The 22,316-nt window shown below is 37.1% G+C and carries 23 protein-coding genes; 5 read left to right on the forward strand and 18 right to left on the reverse strand.

Features of this window, described 5'->3' with window-relative positions; translation table 11 throughout:
* Nucleotides 1–10 precede the first annotated feature (10 nt).
* From AOLE_RS10295 to AOLE_RS10305, 3 genes are read right to left on the reverse strand one after another with little or no spacing between them, the layout of a single operon-like run.
* The gene (locus tag AOLE_RS10295; protein ID WP_023274244.1) at nt 11–1,546 is read right to left on the reverse strand and encodes a 2-oxo acid dehydrogenase subunit E2; all 1,536 of its coding nucleotides are present in this window, start codon (nt 1,544–1,546) and stop codon (nt 11–13) included.
* A gap of 1 nt (nt 1,547) precedes the next feature.
* Nucleotides 1,548–2,567 carry an alpha-ketoacid dehydrogenase subunit beta gene (locus AOLE_RS10300; RefSeq protein WP_013197997.1) on the reverse strand — a complete coding sequence of 340 codons (1,020 nt, stop codon included), beginning with the start codon at nt 2,565–2,567 and terminating at the stop codon, nt 1,548–1,550.
* A gap of 13 nt (nt 2,568–2,580) precedes the next feature.
* Nucleotides 2,581–3,543, reverse strand: a complete 963-nt coding sequence (locus tag AOLE_RS10305; RefSeq protein WP_013197998.1) for a thiamine pyrophosphate-dependent dehydrogenase E1 component subunit alpha — start codon at nt 3,541–3,543, stop codon at nt 2,581–2,583.
* A 352-nt stretch (nt 3,544–3,895) separates the two neighbouring features.
* Between AOLE_RS10305 and lipA the strand changes: the two genes are divergently transcribed.
* A complete protein-coding gene (lipA, locus tag AOLE_RS10310) occupies nt 3,896–4,882 on the forward strand; it encodes a lipoyl synthase (RefSeq protein WP_013197999.1) in 987 nt (328 codons plus the stop codon).
* Between the two features lie 157 nt (nt 4,883–5,039).
* A complete protein-coding gene (locus tag AOLE_RS10315) occupies nt 5,040–6,179 on the forward strand; it encodes a hypothetical protein (protein WP_013198000.1) in 1,140 nt (379 codons plus the stop codon).
* Nucleotides 6,180–6,229: 50 nt separating this feature from the next.
* On the opposite strand, the gene AOLE_RS10320 is transcribed toward AOLE_RS10315, so the two are convergent.
* Nucleotides 6,230–6,982: a TenA family transcriptional regulator gene (locus AOLE_RS10320; RefSeq protein WP_005304987.1), complete on the reverse strand. Its 753-nt coding sequence runs from the start codon at nt 6,980–6,982 to the stop codon at nt 6,230–6,232.
* Nucleotides 6,983–7,302: 320 nt separating this feature from the next.
* Here AOLE_RS10320 and AOLE_RS10325 point away from each other — a divergent pair, with 320 nt between their 5' ends.
* Entirely contained in the window at nt 7,303–8,532 is a 1,230-nt protein-coding gene (locus tag AOLE_RS10325; RefSeq protein WP_005304984.1) for a GGDEF domain-containing protein, read from the forward strand.
* Between the two features lie 242 nt (nt 8,533–8,774).
* Here AOLE_RS10325 and AOLE_RS10330 read toward each other — a convergent pair whose 3' ends face one another.
* The 8 genes from AOLE_RS10330 to AOLE_RS10365 form a co-directional block, all read right to left on the reverse strand.
* Complete coding sequence (locus AOLE_RS10330; protein WP_013198001.1) at nt 8,775–9,500, reverse strand: hypothetical protein; 726 nt, start codon at nt 9,498–9,500, stop codon at nt 8,775–8,777.
* Nucleotides 9,501–9,832: 332 nt separating this feature from the next.
* A complete protein-coding gene (gene aroC, locus AOLE_RS10335; protein WP_013198002.1) occupies nt 9,833–10,924 on the reverse strand; it encodes a chorismate synthase in 1,092 nt (363 codons plus the stop codon).
* 12 nt (nt 10,925–10,936) lie between these two features.
* Complete coding sequence (gene prmB, locus AOLE_RS10340; protein ID WP_013198003.1) at nt 10,937–11,941, reverse strand: 50S ribosomal protein L3 N(5)-glutamine methyltransferase; 1,005 nt, start codon at nt 11,939–11,941, stop codon at nt 10,937–10,939.
* Between the two features lie 238 nt (nt 11,942–12,179).
* A complete protein-coding gene (trpB, locus tag AOLE_RS10345) occupies nt 12,180–13,385 on the reverse strand; it encodes a tryptophan synthase subunit beta (protein ID WP_013198004.1) in 1,206 nt (401 codons plus the stop codon).
* 37 nt (nt 13,386–13,422) lie between these two features.
* Nucleotides 13,423–14,610, reverse strand: coding sequence for a vWA domain-containing protein (locus AOLE_RS10350; protein ID WP_013198005.1), 1,188 nt, complete (start codon nt 14,608–14,610; stop codon nt 13,423–13,425).
* A gap of 15 nt (nt 14,611–14,625) precedes the next feature.
* On the reverse strand, nt 14,626–15,477 hold the full coding sequence (locus tag AOLE_RS10355; RefSeq protein ID WP_002113662.1) for an AAA family ATPase: 852 nt from the start codon (nt 15,475–15,477) through the stop codon (nt 14,626–14,628).
* Nucleotides 15,478–15,506: 29 nt separating this feature from the next.
* Nucleotides 15,507–15,893, reverse strand: coding sequence for a hypothetical protein (locus tag AOLE_RS10360; RefSeq protein ID WP_013198006.1), 387 nt, complete (start codon nt 15,891–15,893; stop codon nt 15,507–15,509).
* Nucleotides 15,886–16,191, reverse strand: a complete 306-nt coding sequence (locus tag AOLE_RS10365; RefSeq protein WP_005304960.1) for a YcgL domain-containing protein — start codon at nt 16,189–16,191, stop codon at nt 15,886–15,888. The genes AOLE_RS10360 and AOLE_RS10365 overlap by 8 nt, the downstream gene beginning before the upstream one ends.
* 471 nt (nt 16,192–16,662) lie before the next feature.
* Between AOLE_RS10365 and AOLE_RS10370 the strand changes: the two genes are divergently transcribed.
* Nucleotides 16,663–16,827 carry a hypothetical protein gene (locus tag AOLE_RS10370; protein WP_002113596.1) on the forward strand — a complete coding sequence of 55 codons (165 nt, stop codon included), beginning with the start codon at nt 16,663–16,665 and terminating at the stop codon, nt 16,825–16,827.
* Between the two features lie 68 nt (nt 16,828–16,895).
* Here the strand turns inward: AOLE_RS10370 and AOLE_RS10375 are convergent, their stop codons facing one another.
* The 3 genes from AOLE_RS10375 to AOLE_RS10385 form a co-directional block, all read right to left on the reverse strand.
* Nucleotides 16,896–17,231: a hypothetical protein gene (locus AOLE_RS10375; RefSeq protein WP_013198007.1), complete on the reverse strand. Its 336-nt coding sequence runs from the start codon at nt 17,229–17,231 to the stop codon at nt 16,896–16,898.
* Between the two features lie 181 nt (nt 17,232–17,412).
* Complete coding sequence (locus tag AOLE_RS10380; protein WP_005304955.1) at nt 17,413–17,679, reverse strand: hypothetical protein; 267 nt, start codon at nt 17,677–17,679, stop codon at nt 17,413–17,415.
* A gap of 97 nt (nt 17,680–17,776) precedes the next feature.
* Nucleotides 17,777–18,628, reverse strand: coding sequence for a LysR family transcriptional regulator (locus AOLE_RS10385; RefSeq protein WP_013198008.1), 852 nt, complete (start codon nt 18,626–18,628; stop codon nt 17,777–17,779).
* Nucleotides 18,629–18,747: 119 nt separating this feature from the next.
* Here AOLE_RS10385 and AOLE_RS10390 point away from each other — a divergent pair, with 119 nt between their 5' ends.
* Nucleotides 18,748–19,431 (forward strand): FMN-dependent NADH-azoreductase, encoded by a 684-nt coding sequence (locus AOLE_RS10390; RefSeq protein WP_081399154.1) that lies wholly within the window; start codon nt 18,748–18,750, stop codon nt 19,429–19,431.
* A 454-nt stretch (nt 19,432–19,885) separates the two neighbouring features.
* Here AOLE_RS10390 and AOLE_RS10395 read toward each other — a convergent pair whose 3' ends face one another.
* From AOLE_RS10395 to AOLE_RS10405, 3 genes are all read right to left on the reverse strand, one after another.
* Nucleotides 19,886–21,010: a ribonuclease D gene (locus AOLE_RS10395; protein ID WP_013198011.1), complete on the reverse strand. Its 1,125-nt coding sequence runs from the start codon at nt 21,008–21,010 to the stop codon at nt 19,886–19,888.
* A 324-nt stretch (nt 21,011–21,334) separates the two neighbouring features.
* Complete coding sequence (gene recR / locus AOLE_RS10400; protein ID WP_004792557.1) at nt 21,335–21,931, reverse strand: recombination mediator RecR; 597 nt, start codon at nt 21,929–21,931, stop codon at nt 21,335–21,337.
* A 9-nt stretch (nt 21,932–21,940) separates the two neighbouring features.
* Nucleotides 21,941–22,270, reverse strand: a complete 330-nt coding sequence (locus tag AOLE_RS10405; protein WP_005304937.1) for a YbaB/EbfC family nucleoid-associated protein — start codon at nt 22,268–22,270, stop codon at nt 21,941–21,943.
* Nucleotides 22,271–22,316 lie beyond the last annotated feature (46 nt).

Consider the following 22,316-nt stretch of genomic DNA (forward strand, 5'->3'; position numbering starts at 1 on the left):
GCGGGTTCTCCTACACCAAAATTAAAGCAGGATTTTCAACAAACTGCTTAAAGCTGGCCAAGAATTTCGCCCCAACTGCACCATCAATAACTCGGTGATCACATGACAACGTCGCTGTGACAATCTCACGAACCACTACATTGCCATTTTCAACAACAGCACGTGATTCAGAAGCACCTAATGCCATAATTGCACCTTGCGGTGGGTTAATAATGGCGTCGAATTGTTTAATGCCTAACATTCCTAAATTTGAAATGCTAAAGCTGCCGCCTTGAAACTCATCAGGTTGTAACTTGCCAGTCTTAGCGCGTGTTGCCAAATCACGCATGTCATCAGAAATTTGTGCTAAAGACTTCTGATTTGCTGCTTTTACAATGGGTGTAATTAAACCGTTTGGAATCGCTACGGCCACCGAAATATCCGCTTGAGAGAACTGTAAAATTGATTGAGTCGCCTCATCAAATTGAACATTCACCTCAGGCACTTTAATCAGTGCCGCTGCCGCCGCTTTAATTAGCATGTCATTAATAGAAAGTTTCACTTGCGGAACGGTCTCATTAATCTGTTTACGTAAATTTTGCAAAGCCTCTACGTTTAGATCGACCACTAAGCGGAAATGTGGTGCATTACGTTTTGCAGCCTGTAGCCGTGAAGCAATTGCTTTACGCATACCATTCATCGCGACAGTAGTAACGGTCGATTGTGGTTGAGCAGCACATTGAGCAGATTGTTCATTTACCGATGCAGGGTTATTACGGTAGTAAACCGCTTCAACATCTTCTTTACAGACACGGCCACGAGTACCTGAAATACGGCAGTCATTTAGATTAATGCCCCATTCTTTTGCTAAACGGCGTGCTACAGGTGTCGCTGAAACTCGACTATCATCAGCCGTAGATTTAACCACTTTAGCCTGAGTTTGCTGCTTAACATCAGGCCACTGACCTCCAGCTGCTTGTACAGCTTTCTGGATGTCTTGAACACTAATACGTCCTTCACGACCAAAACCTGTGACTTTTGCCAAGTTTACATTGTGTTTTTCTGCAAGCTTTAACGCATGCGGCGTTGCAAACAACTCATCAGATGTTTGATAGCCTTGTAATGACTCAGGTACAGCATAGTCACCTTTCGCTACCTTTACAGGAGCTGGAGCACTTGCAGCTACAGACTGTGGTTGTTCGGCTTTTTCAGCAATAGGTGCAGATGTTTCCGCTTTACTTTGTTCCGAAGGTGCTTCAGGTGCTTGAGCTGCTGAACCACCTAATGATGCGATAAACTTTTCAATTTCTGCATCAGAAACTTCACTATCAGCACATACGGCAATAAGACCACCAACAGGTAAAGTATTACCATCTTTCGCTAAAATTTTACGGAGCGTTCCTGCAAAAGGTGCTTCTAACACATTGACGATTTTTGTGGTTTCAATTTCACAAATTTCATCGCCTTTATTAAAGCTATCGCCTTCTTTAATCAACCATTGGGCAATCGTGCCTTCTTCCATGGATAATCCCCATTTCGGGATCTCCAACGTTTTAATTTCGCTCATCCTAAGTCTCCAATGTTTTTCGCACAGCTTGCTCAATACGCTCTACACTTGGAATCCATTCTTTTTCTAAAACTGGAGAGAATGGAACAGGCGTATGTGGTGGCGTTACGAGTTCAACAGGTGCTTTCAAATAGTGGAAACCTTTTTGGGCGATTAGTGCAGCCACATCATGACCAAAACCACAGCGTGCTGCTGATTCATCCACAATAACCACACGCCCAGTCGATGCAACAGACTCTAAAATTCCTTCTTCATCCAGAGGTGAAATTGTACGAGGGTCTACCACTTCAACCGAAATACCATCTTTTGCCAGTTTGTCTGCCACTTCATTGGCACGCTGTACCATCAGCCCTAACGCAATAATGGTCACGTCTGTCCCTTCACGGGTATAATTTGCTACACCAAAAGGAATGGTATAGGCATCATCTGGAACTTCGCCTTTAATGTCATAAAGCATTTTATGTTCACAGAAGACTATAGGGTCATCATCTCGAATGGCCTGAATTAATAGCCCTTTCACATCATATGGGCTAGATGGAACCACAACTTTTAAGCCCGGAACCGCAGCGAATACGTTATATGGTGACTGGGAATGCTGAGCTGCCGCAGAGAAACCTGCGCCAATCATGCCACGTACAACCATTGGCGCTTTTGCTTTTCCACCAAACATATAACGGAATTTAGCGGCTTGGTTATAAAGCATGTCATGACACACGCCATAGAAATCCATAAACATTAAATCAGCAACAGGACGTAAACCTGTTGCAGCAGCACCAGCGGCCATACCAATAATTGCAGATTCGGTAATTGGCGTATCAATAACACGCTCCGAACCAAATTCTGTCCATAAGCCTTTGGTTACGCCAAGTACACCACCGAAACCTTCAAGCTCGTTATCTTCGGTATTTTTACCACCATGTCCACCGCGAACATCTTCACCAACTACAAAAACCGTTGGGTCGCGGCGCATTTCTGATTCAATGGCTTCTTTAATTGCATTACGAAAACTTTTATTTGGCATCTTTACTATTCCTTTAGTAAGAGACATAGACGTCGGTAAGGAGTTGTTCTGGTTGCGGGTAAGCTGCAGCACGAGCTTTAGCAACGGCATCATCAACGTTTGCCTTAGATGCTGCATCAATCTCGTCTAGCTTAGCTTCATCAATTTTGCCTTTAACTTTCTCTCGGAAAATTTTCAAAGGATCTTTATTTTCTTTGATGAACTCGACTTCTTCTTTAGAACGAATCAAGCCAGGGTCACCTTCGAAGTGGCCATAAAAACGGTTTGTAATGGTTTCAATCACGCTTGGACCTTCACCACGGCGTGCACGTTCAATAGCAGTTTGGGCGGCTTCATAGACGGCAAAGAAATCGGTACCATCAACTTTAACAGCCGGTAAACCAAAACCTGCTGCACGACCAGCAATATCTTTGCTTCCGACTGCATAATCATGACCAGTCCCTTCACCAAAACCGTTATTTTCGAAAACGAAAATGACTGGAAGTTTAAGAACAACCGCCATGTTCATTGCTTCAAAAGTAAGACCTTGGTTTGAACCACCGTCACCTGTAAAAGATAGTCCGATGCCACCTGTCTTTAAGGTTTTTGCTGTCAACGCTGCACCAATTGCTAAAGGAGGCCCGCCACCCACAATCCCGTTGGCACCGAGCATACCTTTATCTAAATCGGCAATATGCATAGAACCGCCTTTTCCACGGCATAGTCCGTCATCTTTACCAAAAATTTCCAGCATCATGGCGTGAATGTCACAGCCTTTTGCAATACAGTGTCCATGTCCACGGTGTGTTGAAGTGATATAGTCTTTGTCGGTTAAGTTTTCGCAAATCCCGACTGCTACAGCTTCTTCACCACTATATAAGTGAATAAAGCCAGGAATATCACCATTGGTATTTTCTTCGTGAAGTCGATCCTCAAATTCACGAATATCACGCATGCGTTTATATGCTGCGAGTAATTGCTCTTCCGTTAATTGCATATCCTTTTCCTTTATTATCTTGATTTTAAAAATTCAACCAAGTTTCAAGCGAAAATCTAATTCGCTATAAATACTTAAACTCAAAATTAATAATCAATCTATTAGACCAAAAAGTTTTTAATTAAAATAAATGCAATTATTTTTTAAATTTCAAAAACTTAATTATCAAAAATAATTTTAAAATTTTTTTATAATTTTCACTAAGTTATAAAACAAACCTTTAACCAACCTTTCTTATTTTATAATACTCGCCACACCCTGTGTTTTTAATTAATTGCGCTTTTTAATATGATCTAATTAAATTAAAAATATAGGAGTTTAAGCGGGTTTTAAATAAAATGGAATTATGAATATGGATTTTAAAAGACAAGTAGAAACTGGTATTAAATTACGAGGAGCAGATAAAGTCGCTCGCATTCCGATTAAAATTTTACCTACAGAAGATTTACCGACTAAACCAGACTGGATTAGAGCCAAAATAACCGATTTTGAAGAAATTAAACGCATAAAAAATTTGCTGCGCCAACAGAAGTTACATAGTGTTTGTGAAGAGGCAGCATGCCCCAATTTACCTGAATGTTTTGGTGGAGGTACGGCAACATTTATGATTATGGGAGATATCTGTACTAGACGTTGCCCTTTTTGTGATGTAGCACATGGTCGCCCAAAACCTTTAGATGAAGATGAACCTAAACATTTGGCAGAAACGGTCGCAAACTTAAACTTAAAATATGTCGTGATTACCTCTGTAGACCGTGATGATCTACACGATGGTGGCGCTGCACATTTTGTAAAGTGCATTGAAGAAATCCGAAAACGCTGCCCAGAAACTTTGATTGAGATTTTAGTACCAGATTTTCGCGGTCGTTTAGAGACAGCGCTTTCAACTTTGAGCTTATCTCCTCCAGATGTGTTTAATCATAATATTGAGACAGTCCCGCGTTTATATAAAGCGATGCGCCCTGGCTCAGACTATCAACACTCACTAGAGTTACTAAAACGGTTTAAAGCATATTGTCCCGATATTAAAACCAAGTCTGGCTTAATGGTTGGATTAGGAGAAATTGAAGCGGAAGTACTTGCTCTACTGAACGACTTAAAAGATTATCAGGTAGACCTTATTACTATTGGACAGTACTTACAGCCATCAAAGTCACATGCACCTATTCATCGGTTTGTAAATTTACAAGAATTTGAAAGATACACGCGACACGGTAAACGATTAGGTTTTAAAAATATTTGGAGTGCTCCTATGGTCCGCTCTAGCTACTTTGCTGATCGACAATATTTTGGAGAAGAAGTACCAAAGCCTTTCAGCCGACAAGATGTCTTAGCTTAAAAGATCAGGTAATTAACAAAACTTATCCAATAGGATAATGGTCAAGGCTTATAAAATTATTTAAGGTAAGGAGATAACTAGGAAATAGCCACAATAAGAAAGTTATAACGGTTGAGCGGCTACGGATACGCCATTTCAATGATAAAGGAATTTCGATATGGATATGTCAAAACAATTATCATCACCTTTTTTAGATACCACGCCGTCATTATTCCGGCCAGAAAAGTCATCTCATTCTCAACAATTAGGAAAAAAACCACCAGTTGACCTCGAAGCGGCTCCGTTATTTGACCTAACCGAAGAATGGGAACATTCATTGTTTGGTCGTTCGATTCACGAGTGTCATCGGAATTTAATGCATATTGCCGAAGATGCCGATATGGCAATTGGTGTGACCGACCCACATGGCACTCTACTTTGGACATGGAGTAGTACACCGATGCGCTCATCGGCAGAGCAAGTCCATTTTGTTGAAGGTGGTCAGTGGTCAACTCAGGCAGTAGGTCAAAATGCAATTGGTTTAGCATTAAATACTCATTCAGCTAACTGCGTTTACTCACACGAAAACCAAATGAATAGTGTAAGAGATTGGGTCTGCTATGCGGCACCAATTACCGATACAAATACAGGCCAATTTTATGGCATTATGAATTTGTCGACCAAATATCAAAAACATAATTCTCTGGGGCTTTTAGCTGTTGAAAGATGCGCTGATATTGTGAAGCAAGCAATTCAGCTTCATCAGAAAAATATTTTATATATTAAAGCCTTTGGTACTCCTAAAGTTCAATATAACCAACACAGCCTTACATTGACTCAACGTCAGATTGAAATTCTATGTATTCTAACCCTTTGTCCCGAAGGGATTAATCTTGAAGAACTTCATTATGCTTTATATGGCGATCGACCAGTAAGTACCACCACTTTAAAAGCAGAACTTTCTCAACTTAGAAACCTAATCCCCGATGTTATCGAGTCTCGCCCTTATAAACTTAACTGTGAAATCCAATGTGATTTCTTAATGGCAGAGCAAGCATTAAACCTAGGCTTCACATCGACTACTCTTACACTCTATAGAGGAAGTTTTTTAGCTAAATCAGAAAGCCCATTTTTGTGTGCGTGGAGAGATTGCTTTGATGCTCGCTTGAGTCATGTGATTTATCAAATTGAAGATGTTGATCAACTATTACGAGTGGTCAGTCGTGTGCCAGATCGTGTAGATGCTGTTGAACGTTTACTTGAATTATTACCTGAAGAAACACCTTATCGAACTAAACTTTTAAAATTACTCGAATAAAATAAAAGGGAGAATATCGTATAAATATTCTCCCTTTTATTGAGGCAAGATCAAGCAGAAGCTTGAAGCTGCACCCGATAACAATCATCTAAGGCTAATTCATAATAACGCAGCCCTTCTTCAGCAGCATGAAATGCTTTTTGCTGCCAGTCAGGACGATCATTACATAAACGCTTAATCAGCTCCATGGCTTCATAAGGATGAAGATCATCATAATGCGCATGTGCACGTAACCAAGCCAAAGAACGTTTATCAATCGTTACGTCAGGATGATCAGTATAGGCATGAATACCCTTATAGACCTGAATAGACCAGTCTCCAGTTGCCCATTCAATTGCTAGATTTGTTGCAGCAAGGCACTCTGCCAAATTACCACGATGACTCATATTCCATAAGAAATGGTTTACTGCATTCATCGCAGCTGGTGGCCGCACACTATCAAGCTTTTCTACAGTTAAACCAAAACCTCCAGCCCAATCGCGATACCATTTTAAGTGCCGCTCTTCGACCTTAATATTTTGGATTAACCAATCTCGTGCTTCTGTAACGCCAGGTTCAGAAAACCCTGTTGCTTTGCCTAACGCCCCAGCCATATATGACGGGAAATGCGCGACTAATGGATAGAAATTAAGTAAAGCATAACGGAAACTATTTAGGCTCAATCCCCCATTGGCCATTTCCGAAAAAAACGGATGTTTACTTACCCGTTCTTTCGCTGGTAGCAGGTCATCCCAGAACTGCTGTGACCATCCATTATGCGGTGTAATTTCTAAATGCATTCCATATTGATTTAGAGCAGTCATTGCTAATTTTCCTATTTATATGACAGCAATCATCTGTATTTCACGCTACAAGTCTATCCGAAAATGATAAAGATACAATCGTTAATCGACCATTTGTAACTTTTTTCGATGGATTGCGATGCTTTAGATAATTGTTACGCTAATCATTGAAATGTCGTGATTTTTATCACATTTAACTCAGATAAAAATCATTACTTTTTTAAAAAATCTGTATTATTATTTTGAATAAATCACACATTATATAATCAATATTTTTAGATGGAACTTTACTAAAAATAAGTCTCATTTTATGACAACTTCCAATATAGAGAGCATTAATTATGAAGTTGCAGGGTTCCAATATATTGGGACAGGAACAAATAGATTTATTAACCACACGAGGATTAAATTTCGTATGGTTTCCAAAGCAGCTTGAAACGATTTATCGTTTTCAATACCAAAACGGTGCTGCCTATGAGTTCCGCTATAGAGCGCCTATTATTTTAATATTATATATATTTTTAAGCTTTGGTATATATCAAGTATTGCCAACTGAACAAGTTTTACCCTGGTTTAGCTATTATTCTTGGGTGGGTGTAATTATTTTCCTTGCCTGGATTTTATCGTTTATTAAAAAATTAAATCAGTATTTTGATTATTATGTAGGAATTGGCTCAGCTTTAGCAGTCGCAATTACTTTTATTTTAATTAACGTTATAGAAAATGGCCAAGAGAACGTTCTTTTTCATGCGGCGATGATGTATGCGATTGTGATTATCTATGGTGCAGTAGGTATGCGTTTTTATACCGCCATATTTGCTGGATGGGTTGGAGGACTTGTTGGAATTTTGGTAAGTAACTACTTAAATGGGGTGATCGACTGGACTTTCTTGAACCGAACTTACACCTTCAGTAGCTTCTTGGGAATGACCCTTGCCTATGCAACTGACCGCCAACATCGAGAAAACTACTTACAAAACTGCATGATCGAGCTGAATCGCATTGAACTGATGCAGCAAGCACAGCAATTATCTTTGCTTTCCCAGCAAGATGCACTCACCGGTTTAGCCAATCGACGCTATCTAGACGAAACACTGGATAACGAATGGCGCCGTGCTTTACGGCATGAAACACCCCTTACCATCATGATGGTCGATATCGACTATTTTAAAGCTTACAATGATACTTTAGGGCATCTAAAGGGTGATGAATGCTTAAAAGAAATCGCTATTGCTATTTCCTCTATTGCTGCACGTAGTGGTGATTTAGTTGCTCGTTATGGTGGCGAAGAATTTTTACTGTTATTTCCGATGACAAATTCTCAGCAAGCCTTGATTCAGGTTGAACGTTTAATGAATGCTATTGATAAAATTGCAATTAAACACCCATGTAGTGATGTTTCACCACAAGTCACTATTAGTGTTGGTGTGGCAACCACGATTCCACGTCTAAATGATTCAATTTCTGCTTTCGTAGCTCGCGCTGACCATGCTTTGTATAAGGCAAAAACGAATGGGCGTAATCAATATAAGATTGCTGTAAACGAAGAACAAATTGTAGACTTAACTTAAAAAGTCTGACTTCCATTTGAAATGACTCAATATAAATAATTAGCTTTTCCATCCGTGGCAAAGCTAAAAAATAATTTAGAATCAGTACATACGAAAACCTCTTTTATTTAAATTTAAACCATCTGTTAAAAATAGCTTATATAAACTTAATAAATTTAGCGACTTTCAATTAATCAACACTCTATTTTAGATAATAAAAATTACAGGCTCCAATCCATATAATGTAGAAAAATTCCACTTCATTAGAATCCTCTCTTCAGTTTCTTCCAAAATTTAATTAAAAAATAAAAAAAAGAATTTTGTTCTATTCTCTGCGGCACAGTAGAAATATTTTCAGCCGAAAATGGTAAAATCGAAACAATATTTTCATGTATTGTTTCATAATTTGGATAAGCTTCTTTTTTTATTATTTCTATAATTTTTTGTATTTCATCAAGGGATAAATTCAAAAACCTCTTAATTTCTTGAGCTGTTTTTGACTCAATAGATAATAAAGCACAAACTCTAGTAACATTAACAATCTGCTCTGCATGAATGTTTTTAAAGTTTGGATAACAAACAAGTTTATAAAGAATCTTTGTCTCTAAATGATCTTTAGAAACGATATTCTCATTATTTGTTATACGTTCTTGATGACTAATTTTAAAATATTCATTCTTCTCAATATCTTGTAAAATATTTAGAAGCTCCTGATACCTTATTGGTCTCTTCAAACCATATTGGTAGCCTTTTAAAAGTTCAGGATTATTACTTAATACGATCTTAATTTTTTTTGGAATAAGTATATTGGTGTAACCGCTATCTAAATCAATAATATGTATGTCTGGATTGTCTTCGCTGTATATCCAATTCCCTAAAAGATGAGATGACAAAGATAAGTCATGAATAACTTTTATCATTGCCTCTAAATTTTTAGGCAATAGCCTATCCTTTGACATACAGCCAATTCTATATGTGCATTGATTCATTGATATTTCCCCAATTTCAATGATGACTTTGAAAATTCTTTGTTTAAAGTAATAAAAATTTAAATGTGTAGTAAGCTTATATAAAAGCAATTTGATTAAATTAACTTTATTTGATAAATATAAAAATCTGGTGTAGTAAAAATTAACAATATTTAATTGCTGATTTTACAGATGAATATATTCAAAAATAAATCGCAGAATATTATATTTATATAAATATTATAAGACAAGACAATAATTTAAAATTTAATCAAACTTCAGTGTAATAAAAAATTAAAACCCCATATTTAAATTAAATACGGGGTTTTATGTACTATAATCAAAAAATATGATTAAGGTTCAATTGGCGCAAATGGCGGAATAACATCTGCATTTTGAGCGCGATGGCGTAGGAAGTGATCCATTAAAACAATCGCTAGCATTGCTTCTGCAATCGGTGTTGCACGTACACCTACGCATGGATCATGACGACCTTTAGTCAACACATCGGTATCTTCACGATTTAAATTAATCGTTTTACCTGGTGTCGTAATGCTTGCTGTTGGTTTTAGTGCAATAGCAACTCGAATGGATTGACCACTTGAGATACCACCCAAAATCCCACCAGCATGATTCGCTAAAAAGCCATTACTGGTCAATTCATCACGTGTTTCATGACCAAACTGTCCCGCAACTGCAAAACCATCACCAATTTCTACCCCTTTAACCGCATTAATACTCATCATCGCATGAGCAATATCAGCATCTAAACGGTCAAAAACAGGTTCACCCCAGCCTACAGGAACTTTTTCAGCTAAAATTTCTAGCTTCGCGCCACAGCTTGTTCCCTGTTCACGTAAAGAAGTCACCAAAGCTTCAAAACGTGGAACAGCATCTACATCACCACAGAAAAATGGATTATTCGGAACTTCATTCCAATCCAGTTTTTCGGCAACTTCATTGCCGATTTGAGTAACATGACCACGGATCAAGACGCCAAATTTTTCTGCCAAATATTTTTTAGCAATTGCACCCGCTGCAACACGCATAGCAGTTTCACGAGCACTTGAACGGCCACCGCCACGATAGTCACGGAAACCGTATTTTTGCGTATATGTATAGTCGGCATGGCCAGGTCTAAAAGTTTGGGCAATATTGCCATAATCTTTTGATTTCTGATCAGTATTCTCAATCAATAAACCAATTGGTGTTCCTGTCGTTTTACCTTCAAAAACACCTGAAATGATTTTAACCTGATCTGGCTCTTTACGTTGAGTCGCAAATTTAGAAGTTCCCGGTTTACGACGATCAAGATCTTTTTGCAAGTCTTCTTCAGTTAGCTCAAGGCCTGGTGGCACACCATCAACAATTGCCATTAAGCCAACGCCATGAGACTCACCACAAGTGGTTACACGAAAGAGTTGTCCAATACTATTCCCTGCCATATGCCCAACTCCTTATATTTGCTCTTCAAATAGTTTTCTATAACGGCGACATTGTTCAGCAGTCAAAGCAAAAATACCTGAACCACCTTTTTGGAAAGTGAGCCAGTTGAAATCAATCGTATTAAAGTTCTGACGCATAGACCATTCAGAATTACCTACTTCAATGACAATAAGACCATCTTCAGTTAAGTAATCTGCCGCTTGTGCAAGCATTTTACGAACTAAATCTAAACCATCTTGGCCTGCTGCCAATGCAAGTTCAGGTTCATGTAAAAACTCTTCTGGTAAGTCAGCCATATCTTCAGCATCAACGTATGGAGGATTACTTACAATCAAATCATACTGATTTTCAGCTGGAATCTTGGCAAACAAGTCAGATTCAAGTAATGCAACTTGATATTGCTTATTGTGGTGTTCAGTATTAATTGAAGCAACTTCTAAAGCTTCTTTAGAAATGTCAGTTGCATCTATTTCAGCGTCTGGATATGCATAAGCCAAAGCAACCGCAATACATCCAGAACCTGTACACATATCTAAGATACGTTGTGGAGTTTTAGGTTTTGTATTTTCTGGCAAATTATTAAGAGCTTCACGCATTTGACCATTTTCATCTAAACAATATGGTGCAAAACGTTGCTCAATTAATTCTGCAATTGGTGAACGTGGAATGAGTACACGCTCATCTACATAGAATGGCTTATTAAAGAAATAAGCAAGATTTAATAAATAAGATGTTGGAATACGGTCATTGATACGACGTTCCAATAAGCTTAAAAATTCTGCTTTTTCGCTTGGTAATAACTTCGCATCTAGAATCTCTGCGTCTGCTGACCATTCAAGAGATAAGGTTTGTAAAACTAATGCACAGCTTTCTGCAAAATAATCTTCAGTACCTTGTCCTAAATGTGCATCATGTTGACGTAATGCTGATACCCCAAAACGAATAAAATCTCGAATTGTTGATAAATTTTCAGCCGCTTCCTGTAAATTTTCAGGGCTAATCGTCGGTCGCTCCACTTAGGCGTCTCCAAAGGCAAATTTTGCAAAGTGACTATTCTACTGAGTGAGGTACAGCAAAGCAACGCTTTGCCTTGTGAACAAGAGTTTTACATGCCGATCTCTAACAATCACACGTTAAAATCAGAATACTTTGTTTTAATTAAGAAATAATGAACTTTTAACTAGAGATGGATTTAAATTTTTAAAATAAAAAAAGCGGCCTTTAAATACTGACCGCTTTTCGAGTTTAGTCGGCTTAAAGCTTAAGCTTTTCGGCAACATAATCAGAGTCTTTATCTCCACGGCCCGATAGATTCACCACAATCATGGTTTCTTTCGGCAGTTTTGGTGCTTCACGAATTGCCCATGCGACAGCGTGTGAGCTTTCAAGTGCAGGAACAATGCCTTCAACACGAGAAAGTGTCATAAAAGCCTCTAAACATTCTTGATCAGTTGCAGTGCTATATTCAACACGACCTAAATCTTTTAAAAAACTGTGTTGTGGCCCAACACCTGGATAGTCTAGTCCTGAGGCAATAGAATGCACGGGTAAAGGTTCACCAGCCTCATTTTCAAGCACATAACACGCCATACCATGAATTTGACTTGGCTTACCTAAAGTTAGCGTTGCTGAGTGCATATTGGTTTCTAAACCATGTCCAGCTGGCTCAACCCCAACAAGTTTTACGTCTGAGTCATTTAAAAATGCAGTAAATGCACCTATTGCATTTGAACCACCACCTACACATGCCACAACATAATCTGGACTTTTTCCAAATCGCTGATGTGTTTGATCTTTAATTTCATTGCCAATAATCGATTGAAAATCGCGAACCATTTTAGGGAATGGATGTGGACCTACAACAGAACCAATAGCATATATAAAGTTTTTAGGATCTTTTAAATATTCTTCAAATGCACTATCTACAGCATCTTTTAATGTTGCTGTACCACGTGTAACTGCCACCAAATGAGCACCCAAAATTTTCATTTTGACCACATTTGGATGTTCTTTTTCGATATCGACTTGACCCATGTGAATTTCACAGGGAATTCCTACTAATGCACAAGCGGTTGCCAAAGCGACCCCATGCTGACCAGCACCTGTTTCAGCAATAACTTTCTTTTTGCCCATATATTTAGCAAGTAAAGCTTCACCTAAGCAGTGATTAATTTTGTGGGCACCAGTGTGGTTCAAATCTTCACGTTTTAAGTAAATTTGTGCGCCACCTAACTGTTCAGACAAACGCTTCGCATGAAATAACGGACTTGGACGGCCTACATAATTCGTAAAGAGGTCTGATAGTTCATTTTGAAATTCAGCTGTATGGCGAATTTCTTCATAGGCAACATTAATTTCATCCATTGCTTCTTTTAAATGTGGAGGAATGAATTGTCCGCCATATTCACCAAAAAATCCTTGTTCATTCGGCAAAGCAATACCGTTAATTTGATGTTGCATATCATCCCTCTTTTTAAAATTATTAAAGTTATTAAGCTTATCGAGAAAGGTAACGCGTCAAATCCTCAATGCCTTTTAGCGTCATTGGATACATATGATTTTCAAAAATCTCTTTAATCCAACCAATGGTTTGAGTGTAATGCCAATACCCTTCTGTTTCAGGGTTTAACCACGCTGTTTTATCAAAATGTTGACGTAGGCGACGTAACCAAACCTCGCCTGTTTCATCATTCATATATTCAACCGAGCCACCCACCGATTTCAACTCATACGGTGCCATACTGGCATCACCCACTACAATTACACGATAGTCGCGTCCATAGGTGTGAAACAGATCCCATGTGTTCATACGGGTTGCTGTTCTTCGGTAGTTATCTTTCCAGACATAGTCATAGAGACAATTATGGAAATAGAAATATTCGAGTGTCTTAAACTCACTTTTAGCGGCACTAAACAGTTTTTCGCATTGTGCAATATGAGCATCCATCGAACCGCCCACATCGAACAACATCAGCACTTTTATTCGGTTTCGACGCTCAGGTACCATTTGAACATCTAAAATACCTTGCTTAGCTGTTTCACGGATTGTACCGTCAACGTCCAACTCTTCGGCTGCACCTTGGCGCGCAAATTTACGTAAGCGTCGTAAAGCAATTTGCATTTGGCGAGTACCAAGAACTTGGTCATCATCCAGATTTTGATATTTACGCTGTTCCCAGACTTTAACTGCCGAACGTTTACGCCCTGGTCCACCAATTCTGACGCCTTCTGGATGATCTCCAAAGGCTCCAAAAGGTGAAGTACCACCAGTACCCACCATGCGGTTACCACCCTGATGCTTTTTATGCTGTTCGCGTAACCGCTCTTCCAGCATTTTCATCAGTTCTTCTAAGGAACCTGCTTTTTGGAGTTCTGCCCGTTGTTCAGGAGTTAAATGCTTTTCTAGAAGTTCTAAATCAAACCAGTCTTTTGGCAACTTATGAACTTGCTTGAGTAACTCATCCAGATCAAAGGTTTCAATGCCATCAAAGTAATCTTTCATGGCACGATCGAACTTGTCAAAAAAGCGCTCATCTTTAACTAAAATTGTTTTAGCAAGTTGATAAAACTCTTCTTGATCAGCAAAAACTAAGCCTTCATTCACAGCACGGTTTAAGTCAATGAGTTCACGAGTTGTAACTGGAACACCGTATTTACGTAAGGTGTAAAATAACCGCACAAACATGGGTTATTCCCTCCTTTAACGTCGAGACATAAAAGCCAAACGTTCGAGGAGTTGCACATCCTGCTCGTTTTTGATCAGTGCACCATATAAAGGTGGAATCGCTTTTGATGTATCTCGATTGCGTAATACATCTTCTGGCATATCATCTGCCATGAGCAAGCTTAACCAATCAATTAACTCAGAGGTTGATGGTGGTTTCTTCAAATTAGGGATTTCACGTAGTTTAAAGAAAACCTGTAAAGCTTCGTTTACTAGTGTTGCAGAGATATTTGGGAAATGAACAGCAATGATTTCTCGCATTGTAGCTTCATCTGGAAACTCAATGTAATGAAAAAAACAACGACGCAAGAAAGCATCTGGCAATTCTTTTTCATTATTCGAAGTAATAATTACAATTGGGCGCTGTGTTGCCGTAATTGTTTCATTGGTTTCATAAACATAAAAAGACATTTTATCGAGTTCATGCAGCAAGTCATTTGGAAACTCGATATCGGCTTTGTCAATTTCATCAATTAACAAAACACAACGCTCTTCACTCGTGAAAGCTTCCCACAGTTTACCGGGTTTAATATAGTTCTTAATATCGTAAACTCGATCATCACCCAACTGGCTGTCTCGTAAACGAGAAACCGCATCATATTCATACAACCCTTGCTGCGCTTTGGTTGTCGATTTGATATGCCAAGTGATCAGTTTTAAACCCAAACTTTGTGCTACTTGTTCAGCAAGTAAAGTTTTACCCGTGCCAGGTTCACCCTTAATTAGTAAAGGCTTTTGTAAAGCACGAGCTGCTTTTACAGCGAGCTTAAGGCTATCAGTCGCGATATATTGATCTGTACCGGTAAAATGTTGGGTATCAGCAGACATGTAAAGACCTTATTTTTCTATTTCAATGGTTAGATGGAACGCATGCTTTTGTTTGTTGAATATTTTGACCAACAATAGCCAACAACCAAACCTAGACCAACTACAAACAGAATTAAAGATAAATTTGACCAAATTAGAGGGCTATCTTTGGTTAAAACACCAAATAGAAGTCCAAAAATAGCCGGTGCTACCGATGCATTTGGTCCTTCAGACACTGTTGGGGTAACTAAAATAGCAAATACAATAAGCCAGCTAATTGCACCAAAAGTTGTAGGAAGGCGACGCATTAATCGCCACCAACACCATAAAGCAATAATAGCGCCTATTCCGTAAGCTGTTAAAGCAATAACACCTTCAGGAACAACATCCAAAAAAGAGAATAATTGATTCATTATTCCAGTTTGATCTTCACGCACCACGTAAGCCCTCTGGTTCAACCGCATTTGGGTTAATTAACCCTTCTGGTGGCATCTGAATAAAGAAACCTTTTGTTTGTAATGAGTCTAAAACATGTAAAACATTAGCACGCGCCAATTTACGTGTTGGAGCTAATTCTAAATGCATGACAAACGTTGCACGACCAAACGCTTGTAAAACAGCTTCAGGAACATTTTCAAACGGATCAGCTTGTTCCGCATCGTCAGGATAGTTTGGACGAGCAATATACATGTACATTTCATCTTTTTTGCTCGATCTATAAATATCACAGTGCATTTCAAATCAACTCTTGAACTAAGGACAGCATACATGAAAAAAAACGACTCACACACGCAGGTTTGTTTACGCATCAGTCGTTTTTTTAATTCTTGGGAAATATTAACCTACAACATTGATTAAGGTCGATAATAACTTTGTTCCAGATAAAAATTCGCTTTCACAACAAATTAATAAATATTTGATTTTAAACACTAAACCTAATTTTCAACTTTAATAAAATAAAAACAATTTTTAGGAAAAAAGAAAAAATGTTCGTTACTGAGTACTTTTTGTGATCTATTTTTAATACTTGCACACATTAATACTATGAAATTTATGATATTAAAGTGATTTATTACCTTTTCAAATTCACATTTAGGTAAAACTTCTAACTAGTTAATACACATTGGGAGACATTACTTAACTGGTTTAAATTCTCAGCATGTTTAAATATTAAGTATCTTAATGATAGATATGGAGGATGAACTTATGCCTCGCGGTGATAAAACAGCTTACACAGCAAAGCAAAAACGTCAGGCTAAACATATTGTTGAGAGTGAAGTAGATAGAGGTCATTCTCAAGAAGAAGCTGAACGAATTGCATGGTCTACTGTCAATAAACAAGATGGTGGCGGTAAGAAAAAGTCTCACTAAAACAAACATTAAATACTTCTTTAGCTTGGGCTAAAGAAGTATTTTCATCAAAAATAAATTAATAGTGTTTAGAAAACTCGAGAGCTCTTTATATAGTCATCGCTTACTTGATTTAAGGCATTCAAAATAGCGCTATCATTTTGACTTAATAGAGCTTCATTTAAACATTCCATGTAGTCTATAAGCGTAGACTTAGAGGTGTTGGCAAATTCAGACGTTACTGCTTCATCTTCATATAAGATCACGTAGCTACGCGCAAAACCATAGATTAAATAGACGGCTGCTTTTTCTTTTGTATTTTGAGATTCTTTAAGAGACTGTTCACAAGCATTTTTTAAATCTTTAAATGCATCTGTACCAGTAGATTGATTTTTGAAAGATAAAAGTATTGTTTGGAAGTTCATATCCATATTCCACTCAAAAAGTAAAGCTACAGAAGAAGATGGAGTCTGTCAAATAATATCCTGATTAATATAAATTTAATTGTAAATAAATTTATATTTACTTCCTCTAAATCACAGAAAATCATGCAACAAAAAAAACCATCCTTGTTTTAAGGATGGTTTGGTTAAAACACAACGATAATTAGAAACTTATTTCAATTGTGATCGTGGTACCAGAGTGCTCAATATCAGTTGAGACATTAAACCCTCTGTTTTTAAGCTCCTCTTCAACCAGAGTAAGATGATCAGGGCTTATAGCATCAACAGGAAACCAGAAAGTTGCTTTTCTCTTTCCCTCCTTAGATTCAGACTCAGTACCAGTTAAAATTTTTTCCAATATGACGTCTTGGTTTATTTTAAAGTTTTTAGCATTTTGACGAGCTTGTTCAGCATTAAAGTTGTTAAGCATATTTATCTCTCTAATTATTAATTTATCTAAGTTTATAGCATAAAAAGGCTATATGAGTTTTAGTGTTGTGTAGTTAAAACCAATCAAAGATATAAGTTTACTGGTTGAATAAACTTTCTACCCATTCAATAAATTTTCTCGCATTTCTATTTTTAAAATCTTCCTTATTTGGAATGTAGTAACACAGCTCGGATTGAATGGGTTTGGTTTTAAACTCCTGTAAAAGATTCGCCTTAATGAACCTATGGGTAAGTGTAGCAGAACAAAATACTAATCCATTGGCAGATAAAGCCTCATGTATGCCAAAAATTTCCTGATCAAATTTCTTAATTATCACCCTCTTTTGGTCCCATCCATTCACCTTAAGCCATGTGTCTAATGGTGGACTTGGTAATGCTTTATTTTTCCATTCTGTGGTAAATAACGTTATTGGCTCACTCGCATCTTTGGTCAGAGCAAGTTTAGATGCACCAAATACATTAAAAGACTCATATTTAAGGACATCTTTAGCTGGTACTGAAGATACATCACCATATCGAATAGGCAATGTATATAAATGACTTTCTAAAGCTTCGCCTGTAGAGAATTCAACTGAGATATCGGGGTGCAATTGATAAAATTCATTTATAGAAGGAATTAACAGCATTGCAGCGAGTGAAGATGTACTAGCCACTCTCACTACATTTCCATTTACTGTTATTTCATCTAATGCATCTTCAATTTTACGAAACCCTTCAGAAATTGCCCCAGCAAGTCTCTCTCCGGTGGTTGTAAGCGTTATTTTTCTTACTTGTCGATGAAATAAATCAACATTTAATCTGCTTTCTAAATTAGTAATATGATGTGAAATCGCAGTTGGTGTTAGCGAAAGTTCTTCAGCAGCCAATTTAAAACTCCCCAATCGAGCGGCTGATTCAAATGCCTTAAGTGCTTGCAAAGAGACTTGCATGCTTTCTCCAAAGTTTATATTTATAGATGATCTAAACTCATCTATAAATGTAATTTTCTCGTTTGTCTACTTATCTTTTAAAACTCAAAATAAATTAAATCTTAACTTTTTTGGAATTTATGATGAGTAAAATATTACATATAGATGCTAGTGTAAGAGCTGCGATTAACCCCAATCCAAACCATAATTCGATTTCTAAAAATATTGCCAGCCGATTGGTCAGCTCATGGAAAAAGCAACTGGCTATAGATGAGTATATCTATCGTGATGTAGGAATGAATCCGCCACCATTTATTACTCAAGACTGGATTGATGCTGTATTCACACCTGAAAATAAAAGAACTCAAGCTCAATGTAATGTTTTATCTATATCAGATCAGTTAATAGCGGAAGTTTCGAGTTCAGATATCATTTTAATTTCTTCCCCTATGTACAATTATGGTATGCCTGCTCAACTTAAAGCATGGTTTGACCAAATTATTCGGATTAATAAAACATTTGATTTTGACCTTGCTCGAGGAGACTTTCCTTTACAACCGCTTCTATATGGAAAAATTTTAATCATTATCACCTCTAGTGGAGAGTTTGGTTTTGAGAAAGAAGGCATCCGCCATCACATGAATCATCTGATACCTCACCTTCGCACGCTCAGCAAATATTTAGGCGTAGAGAAAGTTTATGAAATTGCTTCAGAATATCAAGAATTTGGAGATGCACGACATCTAAAATCTTTAGAAAATGCTTTTCAAAAAGCAGAGAAACTCGTAGCTGAACTTTCCGCTTCATATACAGAAAGTTCGTAAAATATGAGTCCTTAATTTTTAAAATTTAATAACCTACTGACTTTTTAACTGAATTGTATGATTAAAAATAAAAAGCCAACCCAATTGGGTTGGCTTTTTTATTTCTGCACCGAAACAAACTTATAGTTATATATTATTTATATTGAAATTGTTTTTCTTACAACCAAGAATATACAGACCTGTATGTTTAATCAATTGAATTTTTCTCATTGAAGAAGTTAATTTAATTCATTATCAATTTTACAAATTAAAATTACTTCAACCCATCACTTTACTAGCTTTTTAATAAGGTTAATTATTTAATATAGCTAATATAAACATTTACTTTATTAACTATTAATATTGAATATCTATTATTTATAAATAAAAACTACTCAATTTAAATTATTCATTACTCTTCATTAAAAAAGCCCATCACGAAGATGAGCTTTTAAATTTTAACTGTCACATCATTTTAAATGGATAGACTTTGTTTTTCTTCTTGAAATAACTGAATTAATGGTTGAGTTAATAGCTCGTAACGCCAACCCAAAAGATAATCAGGCAAATCTTGTTCATCCCCTTGAGAAAGAACATGTTGATGAATTGCATTTAGCCATTTCTTTCTAAGCAATACTTCTTTAGGAATAGACGTCTCACTTATTGCATGGGCAAGTACCATATCCATTTTACGCAAAGTTTCTTTAGATGTTACTTTAAAAGGTTTGGCAATTCTTGTTGGCCATTCACTTTCAATCGGTAAATCTTTAAGTAATTCTAAAATAGTTTTTCCATATTCACGAACTACATTTGGGCAAATATCTTTAACTTGCGAGAGTTGAAAACTATTACGTGGATTCTTTTCAACCATATCAATCATGGTCGAGTTTCTAAGAATAAAACTGCGTGGCTGATTCGTTGCTTTAACAATGTATTCGCGCCATTCACTTAAATTTTGCAGTTGCATCAATTGACGGCGCGAATGACGATAATTACCAACATCGGTATAAAGAAACTCTGTCGGTGTTTCACTAATAATTTCTTTAGTTAAACTACTACAATCTTCAAGAACGTAATCATAAAGCCCTTTCTGCTTAAGCTGTTCTTGAATATGGTGAGCTAACTTCATTATATATAGAACATCATTTGCCGCATAACAAAGTTGCTGAGGCGATAAAGGTCGAGCTAACCAATCAGATCTTGTTTGATCTTTTTCAATATCAATGTCGAGGCAAAGCTTCAACGCACCTTGGTAACTTACTTGCAGCCCATGGCCCAAGAAAGAAAGCCCCACTTGAGTATCAAACACATTAAGCAGATCTTCTTGATCAGCGTAATGATAGATTAAATCAATGTCTTCCCCGCATGCATGAAAAATGTTCTGCTGAGCGAGAAATATTTTTTTCCAAAACTGACTTAGATCTAATGAAACACCATCCAACAGATAGACATCGCCATTTACATTAACTTGGCATACTCCAAGTTTAGGCCAGAGTGTGTCAACCTTAATAAATTCTGTATCAAGTCCATATATCGAACATTGATCCATTTTTTGAAGAACATCAACCAAATCGGTTTGCTGTTGGATAAACTGAAACATGCTTTCTCAAGTAAATGCAAAGAGTGCTTAGAACTCTGGTATATATAACATAGAAGTAGGAAATTACCACTTAAACCTTTATGAATACTCTATTTTTGAACAATTTTTCGAAAATAGATAACTTTTTGATCTTTTATTTATATTTTTAAAGTTAACTCCAAATATTCATTGTTTAAAATCTATAAGATCTTTTTCATTCTTATGGGCTTTCATATTTTATTTAAACTTTTTTAATTAAAGACAAAATAACATTCATCTTTTATAACTAAATTAATAAATCTAATTCAATTTTATATGACATCAATGAAACAAGCATCGAAATGCTTATTTCATTCTCATACGATTATGAACTGCCTGACTTAAGGTATGGCTATCTACATACTCAAGTTCACCACCTTGCGGTACACCTTGAGCAATACGTGTCATTTGTATAGGTAAATGCTTAGTCGCTTCTACCAAATAATGAGCGGTTGCCTGTCCCTCTACAGTCGCATTTGTTGCCAGAATCACTTCTTCAATTTTGCCTTGGCTTAAACGCTGAATCAGATAAGGAATACCAATTTCTTCTGGACCAATACCATCTAAAGGTGATAGATGCCCACCTAAAACATGGTATTTACCACGGAAACTTCCGCTTTGCTCAATCGCCATTACATCTGCTGGTGATTCAACCACACACAATAGTTGATCTTCTCGCTCAGTTGAGGCGCAAATATCACAAATTTCATGTTCAGTTAAAGAATGGCAAACGCTGCACTCATGAATATAACTTGAAGCTTCATGTAAAGCATGGGCTAATGCAAACGCACCTTCTCGATTTTTCATCAAAAGATGTAATGCCATACGTTGAGCCGATTTCGGACCAACGCTAGGCAATATACGTAAAGCTTGAACGAGTTGTTCAAATCTATCGCTAAACACAGAATTTCCTTAGAACATGCCCGCTAAGCCAGGTGGCAAGCCCATACCAGAATTCGCTTTTTGCATTTTTTCTTCAGAAATAACTTCTGCTTGACGTACAGCATCATTTACCGCTGCAGCAATCAAATCTTCAATCATATCTGGTTCATCTTGAAGTAATTCAGGGTTAATTTCGATACGTTTTACAAGATAGCGCCCAGTCATGGTTACTTTAACCAAACCGCCACCAGCTTCTGCATGAACTTCAGTTTGAGCAAGCTCTTCTTTCGCCTTTTTTATATTTGTTTCCATATCTTTTTGCATGCGCTGCGCTTGCTGCATGAGCATATTGATATTCATAACTTTACTCCGTATCTCTATCAAATCTTTAAAGTATTATGCGTTA

This window comes from Acinetobacter oleivorans DR1 (genome assembly GCF_000196795.1).
Taxonomy (GTDB): domain Bacteria; phylum Pseudomonadota; class Gammaproteobacteria; order Pseudomonadales; family Moraxellaceae; genus Acinetobacter; species Acinetobacter oleivorans.

Bases quoted from the DNA above. Each gene is read 5' to 3' on its own strand.
- aroC (WP_013198002.1), bottom strand. From the start codon at position 10,924: ATGGCAGGGAATAGTATTGGACAACTCTTTCGTGTAACCACTTGTGGT.
- AOLE_RS10350 (WP_013198005.1), bottom strand. From the start codon at position 14,610: ATGTTTGTGCGGTTATTTTACACCTTACGTAAATACGGTGTTCCAGTT.
- AOLE_RS10355 (WP_002113662.1), bottom strand. From the start codon at position 15,477: ATGTCTGCTGATACCCAACATTTTACCGGTACAGATCAATATATCGCG.
- trpB (WP_013198004.1), bottom strand. From the start codon at position 13,385: ATGCAACATCAAATTAACGGTATTGCTTTGCCGAATGAACAAGGATTT.
- AOLE_RS10325 (WP_005304984.1), top strand. From the start codon at position 7,303: ATGAAGTTGCAGGGTTCCAATATATTGGGACAGGAACAAATAGATTTA.
- AOLE_RS10370 (WP_002113596.1), top strand. From the start codon at position 16,663: ATGCCTCGCGGTGATAAAACAGCTTACACAGCAAAGCAAAAACGTCAG.
- AOLE_RS10305 (WP_013197998.1), bottom strand. From the start codon at position 3,543: ATGCAATTAACGGAAGAGCAATTACTCGCAGCATATAAACGCATGCGT.
- AOLE_RS10375 (WP_013198007.1), bottom strand. From the start codon at position 17,231: ATGAACTTCCAAACAATACTTTTATCTTTCAAAAATCAATCTACTGGT.
- AOLE_RS10390 (WP_081399154.1), top strand. From the start codon at position 18,748: ATGATGAGTAAAATATTACATATAGATGCTAGTGTAAGAGCTGCGATT.
- AOLE_RS10300 (WP_013197997.1), bottom strand. From the start codon at position 2,567: ATGCCAAATAAAAGTTTTCGTAATGCAATTAAAGAAGCCATTGAATCA.
- AOLE_RS10320 (WP_005304987.1), bottom strand. From the start codon at position 6,982: ATGACTGCTCTAAATCAATATGGAATGCATTTAGAAATTACACCGCAT.
- AOLE_RS10330 (WP_013198001.1), bottom strand. From the start codon at position 9,500: ATGAATCAATGCACATATAGAATTGGCTGTATGTCAAAGGATAGGCTA.
- AOLE_RS10295 (WP_023274244.1), bottom strand. From the start codon at position 1,546: ATGAGCGAAATTAAAACGTTGGAGATCCCGAAATGGGGATTATCCATG.
- AOLE_RS10405 (WP_005304937.1), bottom strand. From the start codon at position 22,270: ATGAATATCAATATGCTCATGCAGCAAGCGCAGCGCATGCAAAAAGAT.
- AOLE_RS10315 (WP_013198000.1), top strand. From the start codon at position 5,040: ATGGATATGTCAAAACAATTATCATCACCTTTTTTAGATACCACGCCG.
- AOLE_RS10365 (WP_005304960.1), bottom strand. From the start codon at position 16,191: ATGCACTGTGATATTTATAGATCGAGCAAAAAAGATGAAATGTACATG.
- AOLE_RS10380 (WP_005304955.1), bottom strand. From the start codon at position 17,679: ATGCTTAACAACTTTAATGCTGAACAAGCTCGTCAAAATGCTAAAAAC.
- AOLE_RS10395 (WP_013198011.1), bottom strand. From the start codon at position 21,010: ATGTTTCAGTTTATCCAACAGCAAACCGATTTGGTTGATGTTCTTCAA.
- lipA (WP_013197999.1), top strand. From the start codon at position 3,896: ATGGATTTTAAAAGACAAGTAGAAACTGGTATTAAATTACGAGGAGCA.
- AOLE_RS10385 (WP_013198008.1), bottom strand. From the start codon at position 18,628: ATGCAAGTCTCTTTGCAAGCACTTAAGGCATTTGAATCAGCCGCTCGA.